Below are 20156 nucleotides of genomic sequence, written 5' to 3' on the forward strand. Positions count from 1 at the left end.
GGGATCCTTTTTTCGAAATGCGGGCAACGGGCTGTTTGCAAATTGTGCTGTCTGGCTCTGGGCTAGGCCAAGGAACGCTATGATTTTCATTTCAAGTGACTTTGAGGCCGGAAACATTCTTGTTTTGAGCGCAAGCAGCCCCGGTGATATTAGGGTGGAGATCGAGACGGACAGCAACGCCACATCCTACCAGTGGTTCTACTTTCGACTAGACGGTGCAGAAGGTGAACCCTGTCGGATATCGATCGAGAATGCGGGCGACGCCTATGCTGGCGGATGGGACGATTACCAAGCGGTCGCCTCTTATGATCAGAAGTCTTGGCGTCGGGTTCCCACGTGTTACGAAGACGGACGTCTGATCATTTCAATGACACCAGAGTGTGGTCAGGTTTTCATTGCTTTTTTTGCTCCCTACCCTTTGCAGCGAGAGGCGGCATTGTCAAAGCTGGTAACGGCCAGTGCAGATACCCAACGTGAAGTTCTGGGGCGGAGTGTAGATGGGGCAGATATCGAGCTTTTGAACCTGCAATCCAGGCGCGCTGACGCTTTAAAGTTTTGGATCACCGCGCGTCAGCATCCCGGCGAAACGATGGGGTCGTGGTGGTTGGAAGGTCTAGTGCATCGATTGCTTGATGAGTTGGACGAGCAGGCCGTTCGTTTACGCGAGCTGGCTGACATCTTTATTATCCCAAATATGAACCCCGACGGCTGTTTGCGTGGAAATCTGCGCGCGAACGCTGCGGGTGAGGACTTGAACCTGGCTTGGCCAGAAGCAACTCTACTGCGCAGCCCAGAGGCCTATTATGTTCGCAATCGCTTGTTTCAGACAGGTGCCGATCTCGTTCTGGACGCGCATGGGACCGAAACGCTGTCGCATGTCTTTTTGGTGGGCCCGGAAGGGCCCGCGGGCCATCGCGACCCAATCCGCGGCATCGTCGACTCTTTTAAAGATGCGTTGAAACGTGCGAACCGAGATTTTCAAACGGAATTTGGGTACCCCACGCCGGATCCTCTGAAGGCGAACCTCAGCATCACAAGCAACTACTTAGGGGAGACGCTTGGCTGTCCTTGCGTGACTCTGGAAATGCCGTTCAAAGACTCCATGCACAACCCTGATCCCAATGAGGGTTGGTCACCTGCACGTTGCCAACAGTTGGGCCATGATACGGTTGCTGCTCTGCTGGACATCGCCCCAGAGCTAAAACGTGTGCGCGAGGCATGGTGCGCACCCCAAAACAAACAGAGTTACTGCGGGCAGCAATGAGTGATCAAAGCGTTTCAGACTCGGTAGCGTGGAGGGAAGTCATCGTCTCCCCTCAGGCCGGCGCACTGGCGGTCATCGCGATGGCGATATGGATGCATGCCGCCAATAGTCTGCTTGTCACCACACTCTTGCCTGCAATCGTTGCTGACATCGGCGGGCGCGCGCTGGTCGCGTGGAGCTTGGCGCTGTACGAAATGGGCACGATCATCACGGGTATCGCGGGCGGGCTAATGGCCATCCGCTTCGGGCTTCGGGCTCCGATGGCCGCGACAGCGCTCTTGTTCTTCGCAGGATGCATAACAAGCGCCAGTGCGCAGACTATGCCGGGGCTGCTGGTTGGCCGTTTTGTTCAGGGGCTTGGCGGCGGTGGTTTGGTTGCGCTCTGCTTTGTTGCTGTCACAGTCTTATTCCCGCGGCGCCTCGTTGCGCGTGCAACGGCCGTAATTTCAACAGTTTGGGGTGTGTCGGCGTTTCTTGGCGCGTTGATTGGTGGCCTGCTTGTTGAGTACGCAACCTGGCGAGTGGGTTTCGCAGCATTCGCAGTGCAGGCATTGATTGTGACGGCTGCCCTCATAATGAGCAAACAGTTCGGCGCTGCACCTACACAGACCGAAGAGCAAAGGTCTTTTCCGGCCGCGAGGCTCGCGTTTCTGGCGCTCGGCGTCGCTTCTATTGCTTACGCCGGCATTGAGGTTGCCTTGCTCCGCACCAGCGGGTTCGTCGTGCTGGGAATTCTATGTCTCGCCCTGGTTCTGGCGTTGGATCGCCGCGCGGGCACCAACCGCTTGCTCCCGAAGGCCCCGTTTAGTTTGGTTACGCCGCAGGGCGCGGCTTTGACGATGATGCTTTTCTTTGGCATGGCGACGGTTGCAATAACGGCGTACGGCCCAATCCTCATGACCGCCATCCATGGGGTGTCCGCTCTGACGGCTGGTTACATCGTGGCGGGGCACTCTATCGGCTGGACCGCAGCGGCGTTTTTCGTATCAGGCGCAGCGGAGCGACATGATTCTAAATTGATTGCGTTTGGGCTCGCGCTCGCGACGCTTAGCATTTTCGGCTTCTTGTGGAGCGTGCCGAACGGGCCAGCGAGCTTGATCGCGGTTTTCACGATAATGGAAGGGTGTGGCTTTGGACTTGCCTTCACTTTCTTGCTGCGCAGGGTCATTTCGGTGATTGATCCGGCAGAGATCGAAAGAACGGCAAGTGCTATCCCGACGACGCAACGATTTGGCTATGCTTTGGGCGTGGCATATATCGGGATCATTGCCAATATGGCAGGCTACCCCGTTGCGGAGACGCCTGAAGAAACAGCAGCCGCAGCCCGGATAATCTTTGCCAGTTGCCTTCCACTCGCCGGTATCGGCATCGTCGCGACGGTGATGCTCTTGACCCGAAAGCGCGCAGTGGCCTCAGACTGAGCCACGGCAGACCCAACACATTGCAGGACAGACACTTTTGCAGTGAATGATTGGGGCTGTCCCGTTTTTGTGCCGCGCCCGGTGCTCGTTTAGGCCAATTTCGTTTCGAAAGCGACGGGGCTTTTCCAGCCCGGTGCTGAGTGGCGGCGACGCGGATTGTAGAAGCCATTGATGTATTCGAAGATGAGCATCTCAGCCTTGCGTCGTGTCTCCCAGGGATGCCGCCAAATCAGTTCAGCCTTAATGGTTTTGAAGATCGTCTCGACGGTCGCGTTGTCATGGCAATTGCCCTCCCAGACATCGGCACCTTGAACCCGTGCTGACGCTGGATTTTCTGGTAGTCATGAGGACAGTATTGCGACCCACGGTCCGCGTGATGGATGCAGCCCTTTGGCAGTGACCGGAAGGGGTCTGTTCCGGCTGGGGGCAGAATGACACCTTAAGGCCGGATGTCATCGATTTTTCCACCTGTATTCGCCCGTGAGCAGGATATGTGCCCATCCAAGCGGTGAGATGTGCGAGAGAAGCTCCGGCGCACAGTCGAGACCTGCGCGTTTTCGGGCGGAGACTGCGTGGCCCAGGTGCTTGGTATTCCAATAGATAATGATAGTGGCCAGCAGGTTAAGACCTGCCATGCGGTAGTGCTGGCCCTCAGAAGTTCTATCACGGATTTCGCCTTGGCGGCCAATGCGAAGGGCGTTTTTCAAGGCGTGGTACGCCTCGCCCTTATTCCGACCAACATTGGCACGGCGCTGCATATCGGCATTGAGCAGCCAGTCGATGATGAACAGCGTACGCTCTATGTGCCCGATTTCCCGGAGCGCCAGGGCAAGTTCATCGAAGACGCATGGACCATATACGCCTTCATGGCGTTGTACGCTTTGACAGACGCGTTTTCTCTGACACTTGTCGGAACACTTTGGCCTGACATCTATGGCACGCGCTTTCTCGGTTCAATCAGAGGTATGGTTTCCGCGGTTTTCACACTTGCAACAGCGGTTGGACCAGGAGTGTTGGGTTACCTTATCGACGTAGGGATTGGACTTGATCAACAGCTCCTTTGGTCGGGTGTTTATTGCCTGCTCATGCTTCCGATCTTCATGACTACAGCAAGACACCCATTAGCTCGAAAATTGTAACTGAACTATTCTACACTCGCGATTATGTCGCAAAATCCACCCTGTATATCTCCGCCGCTGCGCAGCGTCGCGTACCGAGCAAATGCAGCGATTTCGAACATGCGAGCAGGCGCAGCATGAAAACTGGATGACTGCCTTGGGCTCCAGAGCAGACCTTGGGTTGTGTGCAAATCTGATCTAGCCTTGGGTCGACAAAAAGGAGCGTTGAACGTCGCCCGCGCAGGACAAATCGGGCTTTCGCTGCGCGGCGCGCTGAAGTCCGTTTTGTGTGGCGGTAGACGAGTAGGACAACGCCCTCAAATCAAGTCCTTTCACCGCGCGAGGAGCATCGAGATCAGGATCATAACTGTTCCTGCGATGACGGTGACCGTGATGCTTTCTTTGAGAACAAACGCGCCGAACTATTTTGTCGGCAAAACCTCAAGTGGTTTAAATCAAATTTTTTTTGGGCACCATTTTTACTGCTGCTTTCCGCTTCGCAAATAGTGAACCACCACCAAAACGCAGGCCAACAAACCTCCGACCAACATCACCAAGGGCGCTTTCCAGAGTATGAGTATCGCTGCGAGAATCCGCAGTGGCATTTCCCACCCAAGAAGTGCCGCATGATCGTAACGGGCGAGAGCGGAGGCCAACAAGTATAGTGCCACTGAAAGGCGAAAAAGGAGTAGCGCGAGCGCCCCAAAATTGGTTTCGCCTGAATATCCTTCCATGAACACACGCCGTCCGGTTTCATCGGTTATCGTAACGGCCTCGGGGATCAGCAGCAATTCGGGATACCAGGCAAAGACGAAGGGGATCGTGAACATCACGATTCCGACTCGCACGGCGGAAAAGGCCGTGCGCATGGGCTCGGATCCTGTGATCGACGACGCGGCAAAGGCGGCGACGGCAACTGGCGGTGTAATGGCCGAGGCCACGGCAAAGTAGAAGACGAACATATTGGCGGTAAAAAAGCTGACACCGAGCTGCGCCAGAAGCGGCCCAAGCAGCAGGGCGACGTTCACATAAGCCGGAACGGTAGGCATCCCCATGCCCAGAAGGATTGCGCAGAACATGGCACAAACCAGGGCAAGCATGAGATAAACGCCGCCAGAGATTTTAATCTCATATCCAAAAACGCGGATCGAAGTGACTCGTTCCAGCCACGTTGTCACCGCACGGGTTAGTTCACCCGTCAGGCCGCTTTCGTTCAAGAAAGCCGCGATGATCGACACCGCGAAGAGCAACAAGAATAAGCGCGAAATGAGGATGCCACCTTCACCAAGGGCTATCGCGATCTTGCGCGGGTGCGCGCGCGTTTTTGGATCCAGCAGCATAAGGGGTAGCAGTATCGCGACGGCCCACCATCCGGCCGAGACGGCGTCGCCGGTCGCATCGACGATGGTCTGGACCACGGCGTCGGGGAGAATAAAGGCGATCCAGCTTTCCCCGATCGCATCCTTGTTTCCCAAAAGCAAAATCAGGATCACAAGTATGGGCAGGAAGATGATCCAGAGGTTCCGCCAATCCTGCCGCACCATGATCAAATCTTTAGGGATGGTCCGCATCGGCTCGACCCTTTCACGGCGGGCCTGGAACATGACCGCCAGGAAGATCGAGAAGAAGAATGCGATCGCCGGAATGAAGGCTGCGGTGATCACCTTGGTGTAGGGCACAGCCGTCAAGGCGACCAAAACGAAGGCGGCAATGCCCATGACCGGTGGCATGATTTGCCCGCCCGAGGAGGCCGCCGCCTCAACCCCGCCTGCGAATTGCGGCGAAAAGCCATTGCGCCGCATCATCGGGATAGTGAGCCGACCAGTAGAGAGCACATTCGTGACCGGCCCACCGGTGATCGTGCCAAACATGGCCGAGGAGACAATCGCGGCATGCGCAGGGCCGCCGCGCAAGTTCCGCGTCAGGCGCACGGCGAGTTTGATCAGCGACGTGCCGCCCGCCGATGAACCGAACAGCGCGCCCAACACAACGTAGGGGAAAACCTGGTTTATGATGATGTCCATGAACCGGCCCATAAACCCATCTGGCGTGATGAAGACATTCGTGGCCTTCTGGATTGCCGCGGCCAGTGCATCCCCTCCGTCCGCGCCCAGTTTGGTCAGGAGGAAATTGTTGTCGCTCAGGTCAAAGACCCAGATCATGGCCGTCGCAACTGTGTAGAGAACAACGATGCTGGCGACGATCACCAGCGGCAGCCCCCATACCCGCACATTATAGAGGAAGAACAAAAAGATGATTGTAAACAGCAGCGGCAGAACCCAGATGTCCAGACGGGCCTGGCAGGCAGGCACCTCGGCGTCGAGGGTCATGCCGGGGATCAAATTGGTGGACCGCTCCATCGCTTCTTCGATCAAGCGCGACCGTTCGCCGGTGATCTGATCGATCAGGCAAACGGAATCGATTTCAATCCAGAAGCCCACTGCGCCTGCCAATGCTGCCAAAACCAGACCCCAATCCAGGGCTAGACCCAACCAAGCGCGCTCCGGACGCGTCGTGCGCCATGTGCGGTAAAGGCTCCCGTCGAGTGCGACGATCACCATCATCAGGACGAAGATCGGCGGAAAGTAGAATTCAGTCGGAAAGCTGGAAATTCGAAAGAACCGGATGCCGGTGATCTCGCGCGCCCAATCCTGAAGTCCCGGGATTTCTGGCAAGGTGTTGAGCATTCCGACACACACAAGAACAAACGCAAGGAACAGCGCACTGCGCTGTCCCATTGGCTTCATGGTCTGTGCATCGGCCATTGTCTTACCGGCTGCGCGGCCGCCCCTTAGGGTCGGACGCAATCGGCGACGGTAAATCCGGCCTCCTCATAGGCACGGATTGCGCCGGGGTGCATCGGTACGGTCACGGGGCCGCACATGCCTTGGCTCACGCCGTCGATGTCACCGAAGCTAAGGAACAGGTAAGGGCCACGGGGGCTTCCGGTTGCAAAGCGCTCTTGCCCGGCGAGGTAGGCGGTAGTGATCCTGTAGGCGAGTTCTTCGTCCATCGACGCCGGCACGATCTGTGCAAATGCGGTGGCGAAGCTGTCGAAGGTGTCGTCGTCGGTGACGATGGTGATGTCATTGCCGGTATAAGCCGCCCGATACTCCTCGACCGGGATGGAATAGGGCGCATGACCCGGAGCGGCCATGATCTGCTGGCCCAATTCGCTGGCCAGAAGATCTGACGGCATGTCGTAGATGGTCGTGGCACCGGCCGCCGCGATGGCGATCTGGCGTCCCGAGGGCAGACCTTCGGGGATCGTCCAGCCGTCTGCGCCGCCGCCGGTGATCGTCGATACGGTATCAGGCCAAGGCGACTGAATGCCTTCATAGCCTTCGCCATCTTTCAGCCCGGAGAGCAATTGCACCGCAGCCCGGCCCGAGGTCAAAGCCGCCCCGCGGGGCGGGCCGTTCCAGATACGCATGTCTTCCAACGTGCGAATGTCCGAGATTGCGCCGCTATCGTAGTGGCCAAAGATCTGCGCCGAGGCGGCGGTGAAAAACAGCGAGCGCAGGTTGCCTGCCAGTTCGGCCCCGCGTTCTTTCCCGAGACCGGAGTAAGGACCTACGCCGCGTGACAAAAGAAATGGGAGGATCAGGGGCGCGGGGGCCATATCCAGCTGCCCTTCTGCCACGGCCTGCACTGAATTGGTAAGTGTCGCCCCTTCCGTGATCTGCATCGTAGCCACGCCGGCACCGTCAAGGACCGCCGCGAGGGTTGTATCGATGTAGTGCGGGGTCGAGCCCGGCGACGTTGTTTCTGCGGTAAGTGTCGCTTGTGCAAAACCGGCGGCTGGCAACGCGGCCAAAATCGCCCCGACAAGTGTATTTCTGATCATGGCTTCCTCCCAATGCAGCGCCTTGGCGCAGGCAAATGGCCCACTTTTGCAGGCTTCCCTCATGCACCGTTACAAAAATTATGTGACTTGTCACGTAAATATTCTGCTGATCTTATCCTGCTTAAGGGAGACCACATGACAAACCAGATCAGAACCAGGCCAGACAAGGTGAAGGCCCGCCAGCTTGAACAGAACCGTAATCTCTTCGGTCGCTTGTCAGCGGCGGCCCTGGCCTCACGCGTTCAGGCACAACGCATGCTCAAATCTGCCGGAGAGCTGTCCATTACCGAATGGCGGGTCCTCTGGGATCTCGCTGAGGCCGGTCCGTTGACCGTGACCGAAATGGCCGCAATCCAGCATACCGATCATGCCCTCATCAGCCGCGCGATCCCGATGATGGTCCGCAAAGGATATGCAACGACCAGCGTCAGCCAGACCGATCGCAGGCAGTCCCTAATTGAGTTGACAGACCAGGGGCGCGACGTCTTCAATCAGACTTCGGTCGTCATGTCAGCCCGCCGCGCGGCGTTATCCCGAACCTTTTCGGAAGACGATGTGGATACCTTCATTAAGCTCATCGACCGTTTCGAGGCCTTTGTCGAGGCACCTCTGCCCGAAAACCCAACTGCAGAGGCCGCGCCATGACCGTCCGACCCAATGTCCTTTGGATCATGGCTGACCAACTCAGGTTCGATTACCTCAGTTGCTATGGTCACCCGCACCTGCACACGCCGCATATCGATGCGCTGGCCGCGCGCGGTGTGCGGTTTGATCGTGCGTATGTGCAATCGCCGGTCTGCGGACCTTCGCGGATGTCGGCCTATACCGGGCGATATGTGCGTAGTCATGGCTCGACCTGGAATGGCATGCCCCTACGCGTCGGTGAACCAACATTGGGCGATCACCTGCGCGAAGCCGGAGCGCACGCGGTGCTGGTGGGCAAGACGCATATGATCGCCGACCGTGAGGGGATGGCGTGGCTTGGTATCGATCCCGAAAGCGAGATCGGCGTGCGACGGTCCGAATGCGGGTTTGAGCCGTTTGAGCGCGACGATGGCCTTCACCCCGACAGCCCGCGCCAGCAATGGTCGGCCTATGACGATTACCTCGTCGCCCATGGTTACGAAAGTGACAATCCCTGGGAAGACTTCGCCAATTCCGGCCTCGATGACGATGGCGAATTGCTTTCGGCATGGCTTCTGAAGAACGCGCGCCTACCAGCCAATGTGCCGGAAGAGCACTCCGAGACGGCTTATATGACCGACCGCGCCATGGACTTCATGCGAGACGCGCAGGTCGATGGCCAACCCTGGATGTGCCACCTGAGTTACATCAAGCCGCATTGGCCCTACATCGTGCCCGCGCCCTATCACGACATGTATGACGAGACGCACATCGTTGAACCCGTCCGATCCGACACTGAACGTCAGACCGATCACCCCCTGATGCGCGCATATCTGGATGCCCGTGTGTGCCGGAGTTTCTCGCGCGATCACGTGCGGGAACACGTCATTCCGGCCTATATGGGGCTGATCAAACAATTGGATGACAACCTGGGCCGATTGTTCGCCTGGATGGATGAGAATGGCCTGAGCGAAAATACCATCGTCGCCTTCACCTCGGATCATGGAGACTATATGGGCGATCATTGGATGGGCGACAAAGACTTCTATCATGAGATGGCGGTCAAGGTCCCGCTAATCATCAGTGATCCAAGACCGCGCGCAGACGCCACCCGAGGGACCGTATCAGATGCCTTGGTCGAGATGATCGACCTTGCCCCAACCTTCATGAAGGCCCTCGGATGCGAGGCGAAACCGTACGTGATCGAAGGCCGTGATCTGACGCCAATCCTGTACGGAACCGACGGCTTTTCGCGGAAATATGTCATCAGCGAACATGATTACCACTGGTCCGAAATGGCGCGTGCGCTGGACGTGCCGCAAGAAGACGCGCACACGACCATGATATTCGACGGCCGCTGGAAATACATACGTTGCGAGGGGTTCGAACCGATCCTGTTCGATGTTGAGACGGACCCGAGCGAACTCGAGGACCTTGGCCAATCCGACCTTCCCGAACATGTAAGCGTTCGAAAACGGATGGAGGCTGCACTGCTTCACTGGGCGACGCGGCATCATACGCGGATCACGGCAACACCAGCCGTCCTCGCCCGCCAAAAACGGGCTGCGCATGATGGTATCCTGATCGGCTTTTGGGATGAAACTGAATATGAAGAGGCCACTGGCCAAGCGTTTACAACGCTAACGCCTATTGGAAAGACCTGATTTTGTGCGGGTAATTTCTTGTCTTCACGCGTAATTTCTTGTCATCACGCGGCGGGTGCAGGCAACGTGCTCTGGTATCTTTCTTTCACAAAAGCTCCTTGCATCGGGAAATCTTTGAAACGACGTTGCGCTATGACCAAAATTTCGAGGATGATATCTGTTCAACCACCTTGCCTCCAATCGCGCATTCTCCAAGAAGGCTCAGTACACCGCAAAATGGTGCCTGAATAAACGGCGGCAATGCGCCGTCCACACAGACGTCAGCGCGCGAGATTGGCTCGATGCTGCGATGCATCCGATGGCCATAAAGAGCCCAAAGTACCAAACTATTGCCGTGCAGCGAATGTCGGCTGTTGGTGGACAAGCCTCAGAATAAGGTTGTATAATGCAACTATGACTCGACAACTTCTCACGTCCCGAATCGACAGAATGCGCGCTTCTGCGCGGCATATCGTGCGAGAGCTTGGCTTTATGCAAAAGGGCCTTGCAGGCACCGACCTGTCGCCGTCCGCCGTTCATACGATTGTCGAGCTGGGTTACGGCACGGTTAACACAGCTAGCCACCTTGGGACGCTCCTGCATCTGGAAAAATCCAGCGTCAGCCGCCTTGTTCAAAAGCTCGAAAAAGATGGTTTGATCTCTACGGAACCAGACCCGGCCGACAAGCGTTCTCGGATACTTTCATTGACGGATGACGGACGAGTGCTGCTTCGCGATGTTGAACGCTTTGGACGGCGACAGCTGCGATCTGCCCTCAGTGCTCTATCACAGGACGATGTTGCGCAGATCGGAACCGGACTGTCGCTCTTTGCCAAGTCGCTAAATGCACAAGACCATCCAGTAAAGACCGTGCTTCCCCAAATCGAGGTGCGAGAGGGTTACTGCACAGGGGTCATCGCCTCTGTCGCACACCTTCACGCTACCTATTATGCGCAGCACTACGATTTTGGGGCCGTGTTTGAACGTAAAGTAGCAACGGAAATGTCAGAGTTTATGGGACGGATCGGCAACCCAAAGAACACAACCTTCTCAGCGTATTTGGGGGATGAACTGGTTGGGTCTCTCTCACTTGACAGTGAAGATCTAGGTGAAGGTGTATCGCACTTGCGCTGGTTTATTGTTAGTCCACGTTCGCAGGGGGCGGGCATTGGAAACCTGCTGCTTGGAAAAGCGACGGCCTTTGTTGACGATGGCGGCTTTGATCGCACGCACCTGTGGACTTTCCGAGGTCTCGACGCGGCGCGTCATCTCTATGAAAAGCATGGATTCGCCCTGGCACATGAGACATCGGGCGAGCAATGGGGCACCCGAGTATTCGAGCAGGAATTCGTGAGGCATTGCACTGCCTGAAGTGGATCAACGCAGACTCTCGAAACACTACGCATAAGGGCGACAGGGTCCCGCGTGGTATCGTCGGTGTCAGAACCACAAAAGGTCGGGTCTACGGTGACAACAGCCTAACAGTTCAGCCTCATTGTATGGGGAGCCCGACATTGCGTGTCGGATCACCTATTTGGTGAGACTGCCCTAACTAAGAATTCAACGGCTTAGCGTTTCTCAAATCTGGGACGCAAGCGACCGGCGCGGTCCAGTCAAGTATGCTGGCAAGCCGACACTAATCGACAGGGTGGCGATGGGTAGGGACGAGCCCAATCTACCCAGTAACTCAAGGTGTGCGAATGGCAGCATTTACCGATTTTTGCTGTAATCGCGGCGTGGCGTTCTAAAGGTTGCTAGATATGCCCGTGGGGCAGTTCCGAAAGGTGGAGAAACGCTACTGAAACGGTCGACGCATTTCATTTTGCTTTCCCACTCAGCTGTACGTGCTGGAACACACTAGCACTCGGATCAGCCTACAGAATTGATCGGAACCTGTAGCCCCATCTTGACCCGCCCCATCACGAGACTGGTCTGGAATCTAAGAACCCGAGGATTCTCTAAGAACATGCGCTGTATGAAACGCTCGTACTCCGGGACGTTCCGCACAATGATGACAATCACGAAGGAATAATCGCCGGTCACGTAGTAGCACTGCTGGACCTGAGGCGCTTCGCGAAGCTCCTTCTTGAAGCCGCCCACAATGTCGCTCTGGCCCCGAACCAAGCTCGCCTGCACAATTAGGGTCATATAGCCGTCGAGTTCCGCGGGATCGACAACCACAGTGTCTCGCAAGATGACGCCGTCGTCACGCATCCGCTTGATGCGGCGCTGGCAAGCAGTCGGCGACAGGGCAACACGCTCGGCGATCTCCGCAGAAGTTAGCGTGGCGTCCGATTGGAGCAGGTCGAGGATTTGAAGGCTCTTTGCATCAAGTCTGGTCATAACGCAGTGTAGCGGCAATCAAGCACAACAAAAAGCCGCGAGGCGGCGTCAGGTCACTGTTCTTTGCCGCCGTGCGACCTCATCCGTCGCTTAGCATCGCCACGACCTCAACAGATCATTCTTCGCGATGCCCCCAGTCCTGACGCCCAAAAGAATATCCGCCGCCCTCCACAGTGGCCCTATCATGATCCTGACTGCCACTACGATGATGGCTCTGCAGGACGCGTTGGTGAAACTGCTGAGCGCAGGCCTGCCGCTTTGGCAGTTCTTCGCGCTGCGGTCCGCCATCGCGCTGCCGGTCTTGTTCGTCCTTTTGCGTGGCAATACGACAGGGCTGTTTCGACTGGCCCTGCAACGGTGGGCGCTACTGCGTTCCGCCTTATTGGTAGCGATGTACATCGGCTTCTATGCAGCGCTTCCGAGTCTCGATCTGTCGGTGGTGGCGGCCTGCTATTACACCGGACCACTCTTCATCGTCCTGTTCTCTGCGCTTCTCCTGGGGGAGCGGCCAAGCCGGAGGCAAGTGTTCGCGATGGCCATCGCGTTCAGCGGAGTGCTGTTCGTGCTGCGTCCTGATGGCACAGGTTTTTCTTTCGTTGCACTTGTCCCGGTCCTGTCCGCGATCTGCTACGCACTCGCTGCCGTAGTGACGCGGGGACGAACGGTCGGGATTGGCCCGGGCGCGTTGACGGTCTCTCTAAACATCGTCTTCCTTGGGATCGGAGCAAGCGGGATCGTGCTGACCTCCATGGTTGAGCCTAGGCTTGATTACCCATTCCTTATGCAAAGTTGGGCCCCGCTGCATCTGAATGAACTTGGTACGCTCCTTATCCTTTGTGGCCTCTCCATCGCCATCCATTTCGCCTTGGCGCGCGCCTATCAGACAGGCCCGACGGTCACCATCGCTGGGCTTGACTATGTTTACCTTCCCTTCGCTGCTTTCTGGGCTTTGCTGCTGCTTGGCACGGTGCCAAGTCTTTCCGTCGTAATCGGAACAACACTGATCGTCCTGGCCGGTCTTTGGACAGTTCGGGTGGGACGCGCGGCATGATCGCGCCGCCGCGCCAAATAGATCTCGCGCTGACGATACTTCTCGCCCTAATTTGGGCGTCTGCTTTCACGGCAATTGAGGTGGCATTGCAGACCATTTCCCCTCTCGCTGTCGCGGCAATCCGGCTCTTTATCGGCGCGCTGGTTCTGTTACCCATCGCAATCAAGCTTCACGGCTGGCCTCGGGCCGATCTCAGCATCATCGGCCTCCTATGTGTCATCGCGGCTCTGAACTTCATGATCCCGTTCACCCTTATCGCTTGGGCGCAGACCTACCTAACCGCCAGTACGATGGCGCTCATTATGGGAACCGGACCATGCTTCGCATTGTTATTGTCCCATGTCGTAACCATCGATGATCGATTGTCCATAAAGAAGGTAGCGGCCTGTATTGCCGCGACCGGTGCGGTTACCTTAGTGATCCTAAGCGATGGAGACGTGTCTTTTGGGGGCTCGCGGCTCGCCATCTTAGCCGGGCTTTGCGCTTCGTTCTGCTACGTCCTGGCAGGAGCTCTCGCGCGGCGTATTGACGGCCTGCCAATCCTGTCTATGACAGCCTATGTTTTGACGATGGCAGCCGTGATGACGATGCCTCTCGCAGCAATGGTCGCGCTCCCGACGATCATGCCGCCTACCTCGACGGTACTGGCGGTCCTCTATCTGGGCCTCGTGCCGACGGGCTTAGCCTTCGTCCTGCGCTACGGACTCATCCGCCGCGTCGGCCTTTCGCGCTTCTCTCTAGGCATGAGCCTCGTGCCGGTATTTGGTGTTGCAATCGGCGCGTTTGTTCTCAAAGAAAGCATCACGGTCACCGTCATCGCAGGAACAGTTATGATCCTGATCTCGATGCTCCTCGCGCGGTGAAAGGACTTGATTTGAGGGCGTTGTCCTACTCGTCTACCGCCACACAAAACGGACTTCAGCGCGCCGCGCAGCGAAAGCCCGATTTGTCCTGCGCGGGCGACGTTCAACGCTCCTTTTTGTCGACCCAAGGCTAGATCAGATTTGCACACAACCCAAGGTCTGCTCTGGAGCCCATACCCATACGATTACCATAGTGCAGCGAAGGTCTGCTCATGCGCGACGAACAAGCTCGCTGTCCAAGCCTCGCGGCGTTGGCCGATCAAACGTCATTTCCGGCCCCACGGCCACAACTCGGCTGGGATTGATCCAGTCGTGGCTGGCGTAGTAGTGCGGGATGATGTGATCCAGCCGCACGGTCTGGCCAATCCCGGGTATCTGGTACAATTCGCGTAGCCAGCCTATGAGGTTGGGGTAGTCAGTGAGCCGTTTCCGATTGCATTTGAAATGCCCATGATAAACGTGATCGAAGCGCACAAGTGAGGTGAAGAGCCGCCAGTCGGCTTCTGTGATCCTATCGCCGATCAGGTATCTCTGACGTCCCAACAAGTCATCCAGATCATCCAGCATATCGAATAGTCGGGTGACAGCTTCATCATAAGCGGACTGCGCAGTTGCGAAGCCCGCGGCGTAGACGCCACTGTTCACTGCCTTGAACACGTTTGCGTTCATGGCGTCGATCTCATCACGCTGCGCTTTCGGGTAGTAGTCGTCAGTGCTGCCGGTGATCGCATCAAAGGCGCTGTTGAACATGCGGATGATCTCGGCGCTCTCGTTCGAAACGATCTTGTCCGTCTTATTGTCCCAAAGGACAGGGACGGTGACACGTCCGGAGGCGTTTGGCTCTGACGCTAGGTAGATGTCGCGCAGGAACGTGTGGCCCATTACTCGGTCGCCAGTGGTCGCATCGGCGTCTTGCGCGAAGGTCCAGCTCTCGTCGCCGAGGAACGGGGAAACCACTGAAACGTCGATGTGATCCTCTAAACCCTTCAGCACCCGAAAAATAAGTGTGCGATGCGCCCATGGACAGGCGTAGGACACATATAGGTGATAGCGCCCGCTTTCGGCGGCAAACCCGCCGTCGCCAGTTGGGCCAGGTGCCCCGTCTGCTGTGATCCAGTTGCGGAACTTAGGCGTGGCCATCTGAAACGCACCGTCAACCACTTCTTCGTCGCCGTCACGGTGCCACTTGCCGTTAATCAGGACGCCCATCGGTGTCTCCCTGGTCTGTCTGGTAGGTTGCGGGCCGGAACCCGGCTTCCGTGTTGAAATGTGTGTCCGCACCGTCAACGCGGTCGGTGTTTTGGCAACTGACAATGCGGAAACCACCCTCGTCTTGGCGATGGGCCACAATGGTGATGACGGCTACCCGCTGACCAGCGGTCACGCCATGTTCGTCGTTCTGGCCATCAAGCGTCGAAACTGTGTGGACGACTTCAACATCGTCGCCCAAAGCACGCATCTTCACCGCGACCAAGTCAACACGGGCGTTCTGGAAAATCTTGCGGAACCCGTATTCATGCGCCTTTCGGATTTGACGCCGATTGGTCCACCAAAAGCCGACGACATTCACGAAATCGGCGTCTTCCACGAAGAGGTCGGCCAACCAATCGAGGTCCTGGACATTCCAGGCGTCAAAGAAGGCCCGTGTCACTGCTTCGCCGCTGTCATAAAAGCGGCTCATCCTGCGCGCTCCTTGATGGCCATAAAGCTCAACTCCTCGGGTGTGCTTTCGCGGCCAAGGATCGCGTTGCGATGCGGGAAGCGTCCGAACCGCGCCACGATATCCAGATGGTGCCGCGCGTGGGCGACGCCGTGTTCAGGCCCATGCATCTGGTAGAGTTCAAGGCAGCGGCGCTGATCCTCCAAGTCTTCGCTGTGCATGAATGGAAGGTACAGGAAGGTGCGCCAGTCGTCCGGGCGGTAGGTCTTGAGCCAAAGGTCGTCACCCATCCGAAGCGCAAACTTCGCCAATTCAAGTCCGGCGGGGTCGTTGGCATACGTCGCGATATCGCTGCGATGGATGTTGCGGCTGAATTGATCGAGGACGATCACGAGGGCTAGGCGCCCATCGACCGTCTCTTTCCAATTCTCAAGTTGCCCTGCTGCCGCCGCTTGCAGCGTTGATCCAAAATGCTCTTTCACCTTGGCATCAAAAGCATCGCCGCCACCGAACCAGTTGCGGGCCATGCCTTTGGCAAACCAGAATTCGAGAACGTCTTGAACAGCGGCGGTCATCTTAGAAACCCTCATTGGTCCGGGCGGGCGGCTCTTATGCCGCCACACCGGCGTCACTGAATCAGCCTTGGCCCCATCCTGCATTGCGCAGATAGGTTTCAAAGTCGGTGATCTCGCCAAGCCATTGGCGCAGGTTGTACGGGGTGCCGTCCATGCCAATGTGATTGAAGGATTTGAACATCAGCATCAGCTCCTCGCCCATGGCTTCTTGTGCCTGAGCATAGGTGGTCTGATTGTATGCAACGTCGCGGCCCATGACGCGCCCGAGCGTGGCCGCGACCTCTTTCATCGTTGAAATGTCTGCCGTGATCGGGGATGCTTTGCTCGCCCACATACTGGGCTGCTCAAAGGCCAAGGCAACCATGCGTCCGATGTCGTCACAGGCGATCTGGGAGTAGGGCATGTCGGGGTTCATCGGATAGTGGATCGCGCCGCCTTCGGCGATGCTTTCACGTTCCCACTCCCAATTGTCCATGAAGGCCGCGGGTCGGAACACGGTCCAGGGCTTGCCCGAGTTGCGGATCGCCATTTCGACGTTCCACTTGCTGTCGAGATGCGGCACGCCTGTGTTGCGGTCCATTGTTGATGCGCCGGTATAGACGATATGTTCGATATCAGACGCAGCGGCGGCTTCGGTGAGGTTGATGCCCTGCCGCTCTTCCGCCTCGACACCGGCTTCCAGAAAGTCCTGAACCGAGTAGAGGCCCGCCGCGCCTTCGAGCGCAGTATCCAACGATGCGCGGTCTTCAAGATCTGCTTTGACCACTTCTGCCCCAGCCTCGGCCAGCGCCTTTGCTGCTGGCTTGTCCGGACTGCGCGTCAGCGCGCGGACAGAATGGCCATTGGCCAAGAGATGCTTGGCGACAGCACCACCTTGCTTGCCGGTGGAGCCAGACACGACGATGGGACGGTCATATATTTTGGGGGACGACATGGACAAATCCTCTCAGAGCCAATTGGTGTTGCCCTGGAAGTGATATGTCGACTGAATGATGAGTAGATCGCTAAATGAGCAGCATATGCTCATTCATGTTATATCCGCAGCACCGCTTTCAGGATCGAACAGCACTCAAAATTGCCTGAACCTTGGAGCTGCGGTGCAGATCCATATGCGTCACGGCCCAAACAGTTTCCTGCCAAAGTGGCTCTGGTTCCATGATTTGAACGCAGTCAAGAGCTTCAGCGGTCTGTTTTGGCAAAAACCCTATCCCAAGGCCAGCTTTGACGGCTTCGAAGGTGCTGACCACATTGTTGCAGCGAAGGTGAATACAGTTGCTTGGAACGTCAGCTTCAAGCCAGTCAAAGTAAGGAGGGCGGGGTGCGCTGTCATCCGGTCCGACAAAACGATGTGCTTTGAATGCATCTTGCGTGTTCGGTCGCCCATGGGTTTCGATGTATTGCGGTGACGCGTAGAGCCCCATGTCAATCGTGAGCGCAGGAATGACAACGTTGTCTGGATGATCTGGCTTGGCTCCAATCCTAAAAGCCAATGCGGCCTCCCCATACTCGAGCTTTAGCACCCTGTCGCTGCTGACTAGATTTACGTTCAGGCTGGGATGCTCGGTTTGGACCTGGGCAATCATTGGCAGAATGAAGGGGATCAGGACATCCAGGGCTGTGACGACGACCGTGCCGTCGATCTTGTCTGAAGCACCCCGCGCCAGCCGATGCAGTTCGCCAAACTGAGCATCCGTTGCATCAGCAATGCGCAACAGCTCCAGCCCTAACTCGGTTGGGGTGAAGCCACGCGCGTGCCGCTGAAAAAGCTTGGCACCCAACAAGCTTTCCAAGGCGTCGATATGCCGTGTCACGGTGATCCGGTGCACGCCAAGTTCTGCTGAGGCCGCACTGATCGTCCCAAGCCGAGCGACATGTGCCGCCGTGCGAATTTCATTCCAATTGTCCAAACTAGCTTGTCACTTCTGTGAGCATCCAATGCTCATTTCACGCGCTATCAAACTCTGATGCAACATTAGATACAGCGCAAGAGATTTAGAAGCCGGAGGCCATTCATGCACATTCTTGCTTTTGGTGCGAGCAACAGCACCACTTCGATCAATGCCCGTCTTGCACGCCACGCCTCACAAGTGATGGCCACAGAGATTGCAAAAGGCGCGGAAATTCATGTTCTTGACCTTAACGAATTCGAGATGCCGATTTACTCACCGGAACGCGAAGAGGCGCACGGCATACCGGGCGCGGCGCATGCCTTCCATGCGGCGATACAAAAAGCGGATGTGTTGATCATCTCCTACGCCGAACACAACGGCAGCTATACCGCTGCATTCAAGAACATTCTTGATTGGACGTCCCGAATTAACGTGAACGTTTGGCAAGACAAGCCGGCACTCTTCATGTCCGCGTCGGGCGGTGAGTGGGGCGGTGGCACAGTTCTGGCCACAGCTGCCGAAGCTGCACCCTACCTTGGCGGGGATGTGCGGGCGCACTTAGCGGTCGGCCCATGGCAGGAGAAATTCAACGAGACGACAGAAAGCCTGTCGGACCCGGAACTGATTGAAAAGCTTCGTGATGGCCTGAAACTTCTGACTTCCGAAACCCTACCTGCCTAGGACTGCTGCCATGCCGATTGCAATCTATATCCTTGCGCTTGCCGCATTCGTTGTCGGCACGCAAAGTTACGTGTTCTCGGGTCTTCTGGCGGACTTAGCGTCCGACCTGGGCGTGTCTGTTTCGACGGCGGGACAACTTATTGCCGCGTTCGCCATAACCAGCGCAATCGCTTCGCCTCTTGTGGTAAGTGCGCTATCGAGATTTGAGCGCAAAAGGGTGTTAATTGCGTCACTCGCGGGCGTCTCGGTCGTAAATCTGGGAACGGCATTCCTTCCAGTATTTGAGGGTTTTCTTGCATCTCGTGTTCTCGCGGCGGTCGTATCTGCGGGAGTCATGCCCATGGCCGGAGCCATCGGCGCAAGTCTCGTCCACGCAGAGCGCCAGGGGCAAGCTCTTGGCATTATCCTGTCGGGCCTGACCATCGCCTTCATCGTCGGTGTACCACTCGGCACGGTTGTTGGGAGCGCATTCGGTTGGCGTTCAACCTTCGTGTTCGCGGCCATTGTCGCGTTGGCTGCGATCCCTGCGATTGCCTTCCTTGTGCCTGCCAGCGCCGCAGATGATACGCCACCAAAGTCAGATTGGTCGGTCTTGAAAAAGCCAATCGTAATGCTGGGACTGTTCCTCATCGGCACGTCCTTTATCGCGGCTTATCCAATCATCGCCTATCTTGGTCCTATCATCACGGCATCGACGGGTCTCGAAGGCGCTGGCATCGGCGCAATGCAATCGGCCATAGGTTTTGGGTCCATCGGTGGCCTCATCGTCGGCAGCATTCTCGCGGATCGACGCGCGTTCCTGCCGAACATGAGGGTGATGTATCTTCTCTTTGCGTTGGTCCTCGGAACTTGGAGCTTCGTGTTCCTGAGCGGAACGCCTGGCACGTGGTTCAACATCGCGCTCGTAGCAGTCGTGATCTTTCTAACCTCAGCGACTCTGATTGCGCCGTCACCGGCGATTGAAAAGGCACTGGTTCAGGCTGATCCCGAGCAGAGCGCGCTTACGCTCGCGTTGAACACCTCCGTCATTTATCTTGGCCAAGGCATTGGAGCCGGGATTGGTGGTCTTGTCGTCGGATCGGTTGGATTTGCGACTCTCGGTTTTGTCGGAGCAGGGATCGCATTCGTGGCCTTTGCAGCTGCGACGTTGGTGAAAAGTCGATGAGCGGTCATTCGA

The 20156-nt window shown here is 57.0% G+C and carries 17 protein-coding genes and 2 pseudogenes; 9 read left to right on the forward strand and 10 right to left on the reverse strand.

Going from position 1 to position 20156, the window contains the following annotated elements:
* The first annotated feature begins 79 nt into the window (after positions 1–79).
* Together IE087_RS00515 and IE087_RS00520 are read left to right on the forward strand one after the other, a co-directional pair.
* Positions 80–1264 (forward strand): M14 family metallopeptidase, encoded by a 1185-nt coding sequence (locus IE087_RS00515; protein ID WP_229801213.1) that lies wholly within the window; start codon positions 80–82, stop codon positions 1262–1264.
* Complete coding sequence (locus IE087_RS00520; RefSeq protein WP_189366979.1) at positions 1261–2685, forward strand: MFS transporter; 1425 nt, start codon at positions 1261–1263, stop codon at positions 2683–2685. Before IE087_RS00515 ends, IE087_RS00520 begins: the two co-directional genes overlap by 4 nt.
* A gap of 89 nt (positions 2686–2774) precedes the next feature.
* On the opposite strand, the pseudogene IE087_RS00525 reads toward IE087_RS00520, so the two are convergent.
* The 4 genes and pseudogenes from IE087_RS00525 to IE087_RS00540 all read right to left on the reverse strand — a co-directional run.
* Positions 2775–3091 (reverse strand): annotated as a pseudogene (locus tag IE087_RS00525) (integrase core domain-containing protein); the annotation flags it as partial.
* Between the two features lie 46 nt (positions 3092–3137).
* Positions 3138–3521: pseudogene (locus IE087_RS00530) on the reverse strand (Tn3 family transposase); the annotation flags it as partial.
* Positions 3522–4282: 761 nt separating this feature from the next.
* A complete protein-coding gene (locus IE087_RS00535) occupies positions 4283–6568 on the reverse strand; it encodes a TRAP transporter permease (RefSeq protein WP_229801214.1) in 2286 nt (761 codons plus the stop codon).
* Between the two features lie 26 nt (positions 6569–6594).
* Positions 6595–7650, reverse strand: coding sequence for a TAXI family TRAP transporter solute-binding subunit (locus IE087_RS00540; protein ID WP_189366980.1), 1056 nt, complete (start codon positions 7648–7650; stop codon positions 6595–6597).
* A gap of 12 nt (positions 7651–7662) precedes the next feature.
* On the opposite strand from IE087_RS00540, the gene IE087_RS00545 reads away from it, so the two are divergent.
* The 3 genes from IE087_RS00545 (at position 7663) to IE087_RS00555 (ending at position 11288) form a co-directional block, all read left to right on the forward strand.
* Positions 7663–8295 (forward strand): MarR family winged helix-turn-helix transcriptional regulator, encoded by a 633-nt coding sequence (locus IE087_RS00545; protein WP_189366981.1) that lies wholly within the window; start codon positions 7663–7665, stop codon positions 8293–8295.
* Positions 8292–9938, forward strand: coding sequence for a sulfatase-like hydrolase/transferase (locus tag IE087_RS00550; protein WP_189366982.1), 1647 nt, complete (start codon positions 8292–8294; stop codon positions 9936–9938). The genes IE087_RS00545 and IE087_RS00550 overlap by 4 nt, the downstream gene beginning before the upstream one ends.
* Positions 9939–10367: 429 nt before the next feature.
* A complete protein-coding gene (locus IE087_RS00555) occupies positions 10368–11288 on the forward strand; it encodes a helix-turn-helix domain-containing GNAT family N-acetyltransferase (RefSeq protein WP_189366983.1) in 921 nt (306 codons plus the stop codon).
* Between the two features lie 498 nt (positions 11289–11786).
* Here IE087_RS00555 and IE087_RS00560 read toward each other — a convergent pair whose 3' ends face one another.
* Positions 11787–12260, reverse strand: coding sequence for an Lrp/AsnC family transcriptional regulator (locus tag IE087_RS00560; protein WP_189366984.1), 474 nt, complete (start codon positions 12258–12260; stop codon positions 11787–11789).
* A gap of 184 nt (positions 12261–12444) precedes the next feature.
* Between IE087_RS00560 and IE087_RS00565 the strand changes: the two genes are divergently transcribed.
* Together IE087_RS00565 and IE087_RS00570 are read left to right on the forward strand one after the other, a co-directional pair.
* The gene (locus IE087_RS00565) at positions 12445–13311 is read left to right on the forward strand and encodes a DMT family transporter (RefSeq protein ID WP_189366985.1); all 867 of its coding nucleotides are present in this window, start codon (positions 12445–12447) and stop codon (positions 13309–13311) included.
* On the forward strand, positions 13308–14174 hold the full coding sequence (locus IE087_RS00570; protein WP_189366986.1) for a DMT family transporter: 867 nt from the start codon (positions 13308–13310) through the stop codon (positions 14172–14174). The genes IE087_RS00565 and IE087_RS00570 overlap by 4 nt, the downstream gene beginning before the upstream one ends.
* A gap of 210 nt (positions 14175–14384) precedes the next feature.
* Here the strand turns inward: IE087_RS00570 and IE087_RS00575 are convergent, their stop codons facing one another.
* The 5 genes from IE087_RS00575 to IE087_RS00595 form a co-directional block, all read right to left on the reverse strand.
* A complete protein-coding gene (locus IE087_RS00575) occupies positions 14385–15383 on the reverse strand; it encodes a glutathione S-transferase family protein (protein ID WP_189366987.1) in 999 nt (332 codons plus the stop codon).
* Positions 15367–15855 carry an SgcJ/EcaC family oxidoreductase gene (locus IE087_RS00580; protein WP_189366988.1) on the reverse strand — a complete coding sequence of 163 codons (489 nt, stop codon included), beginning with the start codon at positions 15853–15855 and terminating at the stop codon, positions 15367–15369. The genes IE087_RS00575 and IE087_RS00580 overlap by 17 nt, the downstream gene beginning before the upstream one ends.
* Entirely contained in the window at positions 15852–16409 is a 558-nt protein-coding gene (locus IE087_RS00585) for a DUF924 family protein (RefSeq protein WP_189366989.1), read from the reverse strand. The genes IE087_RS00580 and IE087_RS00585 overlap by 4 nt, the downstream gene beginning before the upstream one ends.
* A 61-nt stretch (positions 16410–16470) precedes the next feature.
* Positions 16471–17343, reverse strand: coding sequence for an NmrA/HSCARG family protein (locus IE087_RS00590; RefSeq protein WP_189366990.1), 873 nt, complete (start codon positions 17341–17343; stop codon positions 16471–16473).
* A 118-nt stretch (positions 17344–17461) separates the two neighbouring features.
* Positions 17462–18316 (reverse strand): LysR family transcriptional regulator, encoded by an 855-nt coding sequence (locus IE087_RS00595; RefSeq protein ID WP_189366991.1) that lies wholly within the window; start codon positions 18314–18316, stop codon positions 17462–17464.
* Between the two features lie 105 nt (positions 18317–18421).
* Here IE087_RS00595 and IE087_RS00600 point away from each other — a divergent pair, with 105 nt between their 5' ends.
* Positions 18422–18979, forward strand: a complete 558-nt coding sequence (locus tag IE087_RS00600; protein WP_189366992.1) for an NADPH-dependent FMN reductase — start codon at positions 18422–18424, stop codon at positions 18977–18979.
* Between the two features lie 10 nt (positions 18980–18989).
* Complete coding sequence (locus tag IE087_RS00605) at positions 18990–20144, forward strand: MFS transporter (protein WP_189366993.1); 1155 nt, start codon at positions 18990–18992, stop codon at positions 20142–20144.
* Positions 20145–20156 lie beyond the last annotated feature (12 nt).

This window comes from Tateyamaria omphalii (assembly GCF_014651375.1).
Classification (GTDB): Bacteria; Pseudomonadota; Alphaproteobacteria; order Rhodobacterales; family Rhodobacteraceae; genus Tateyamaria; species Tateyamaria omphalii.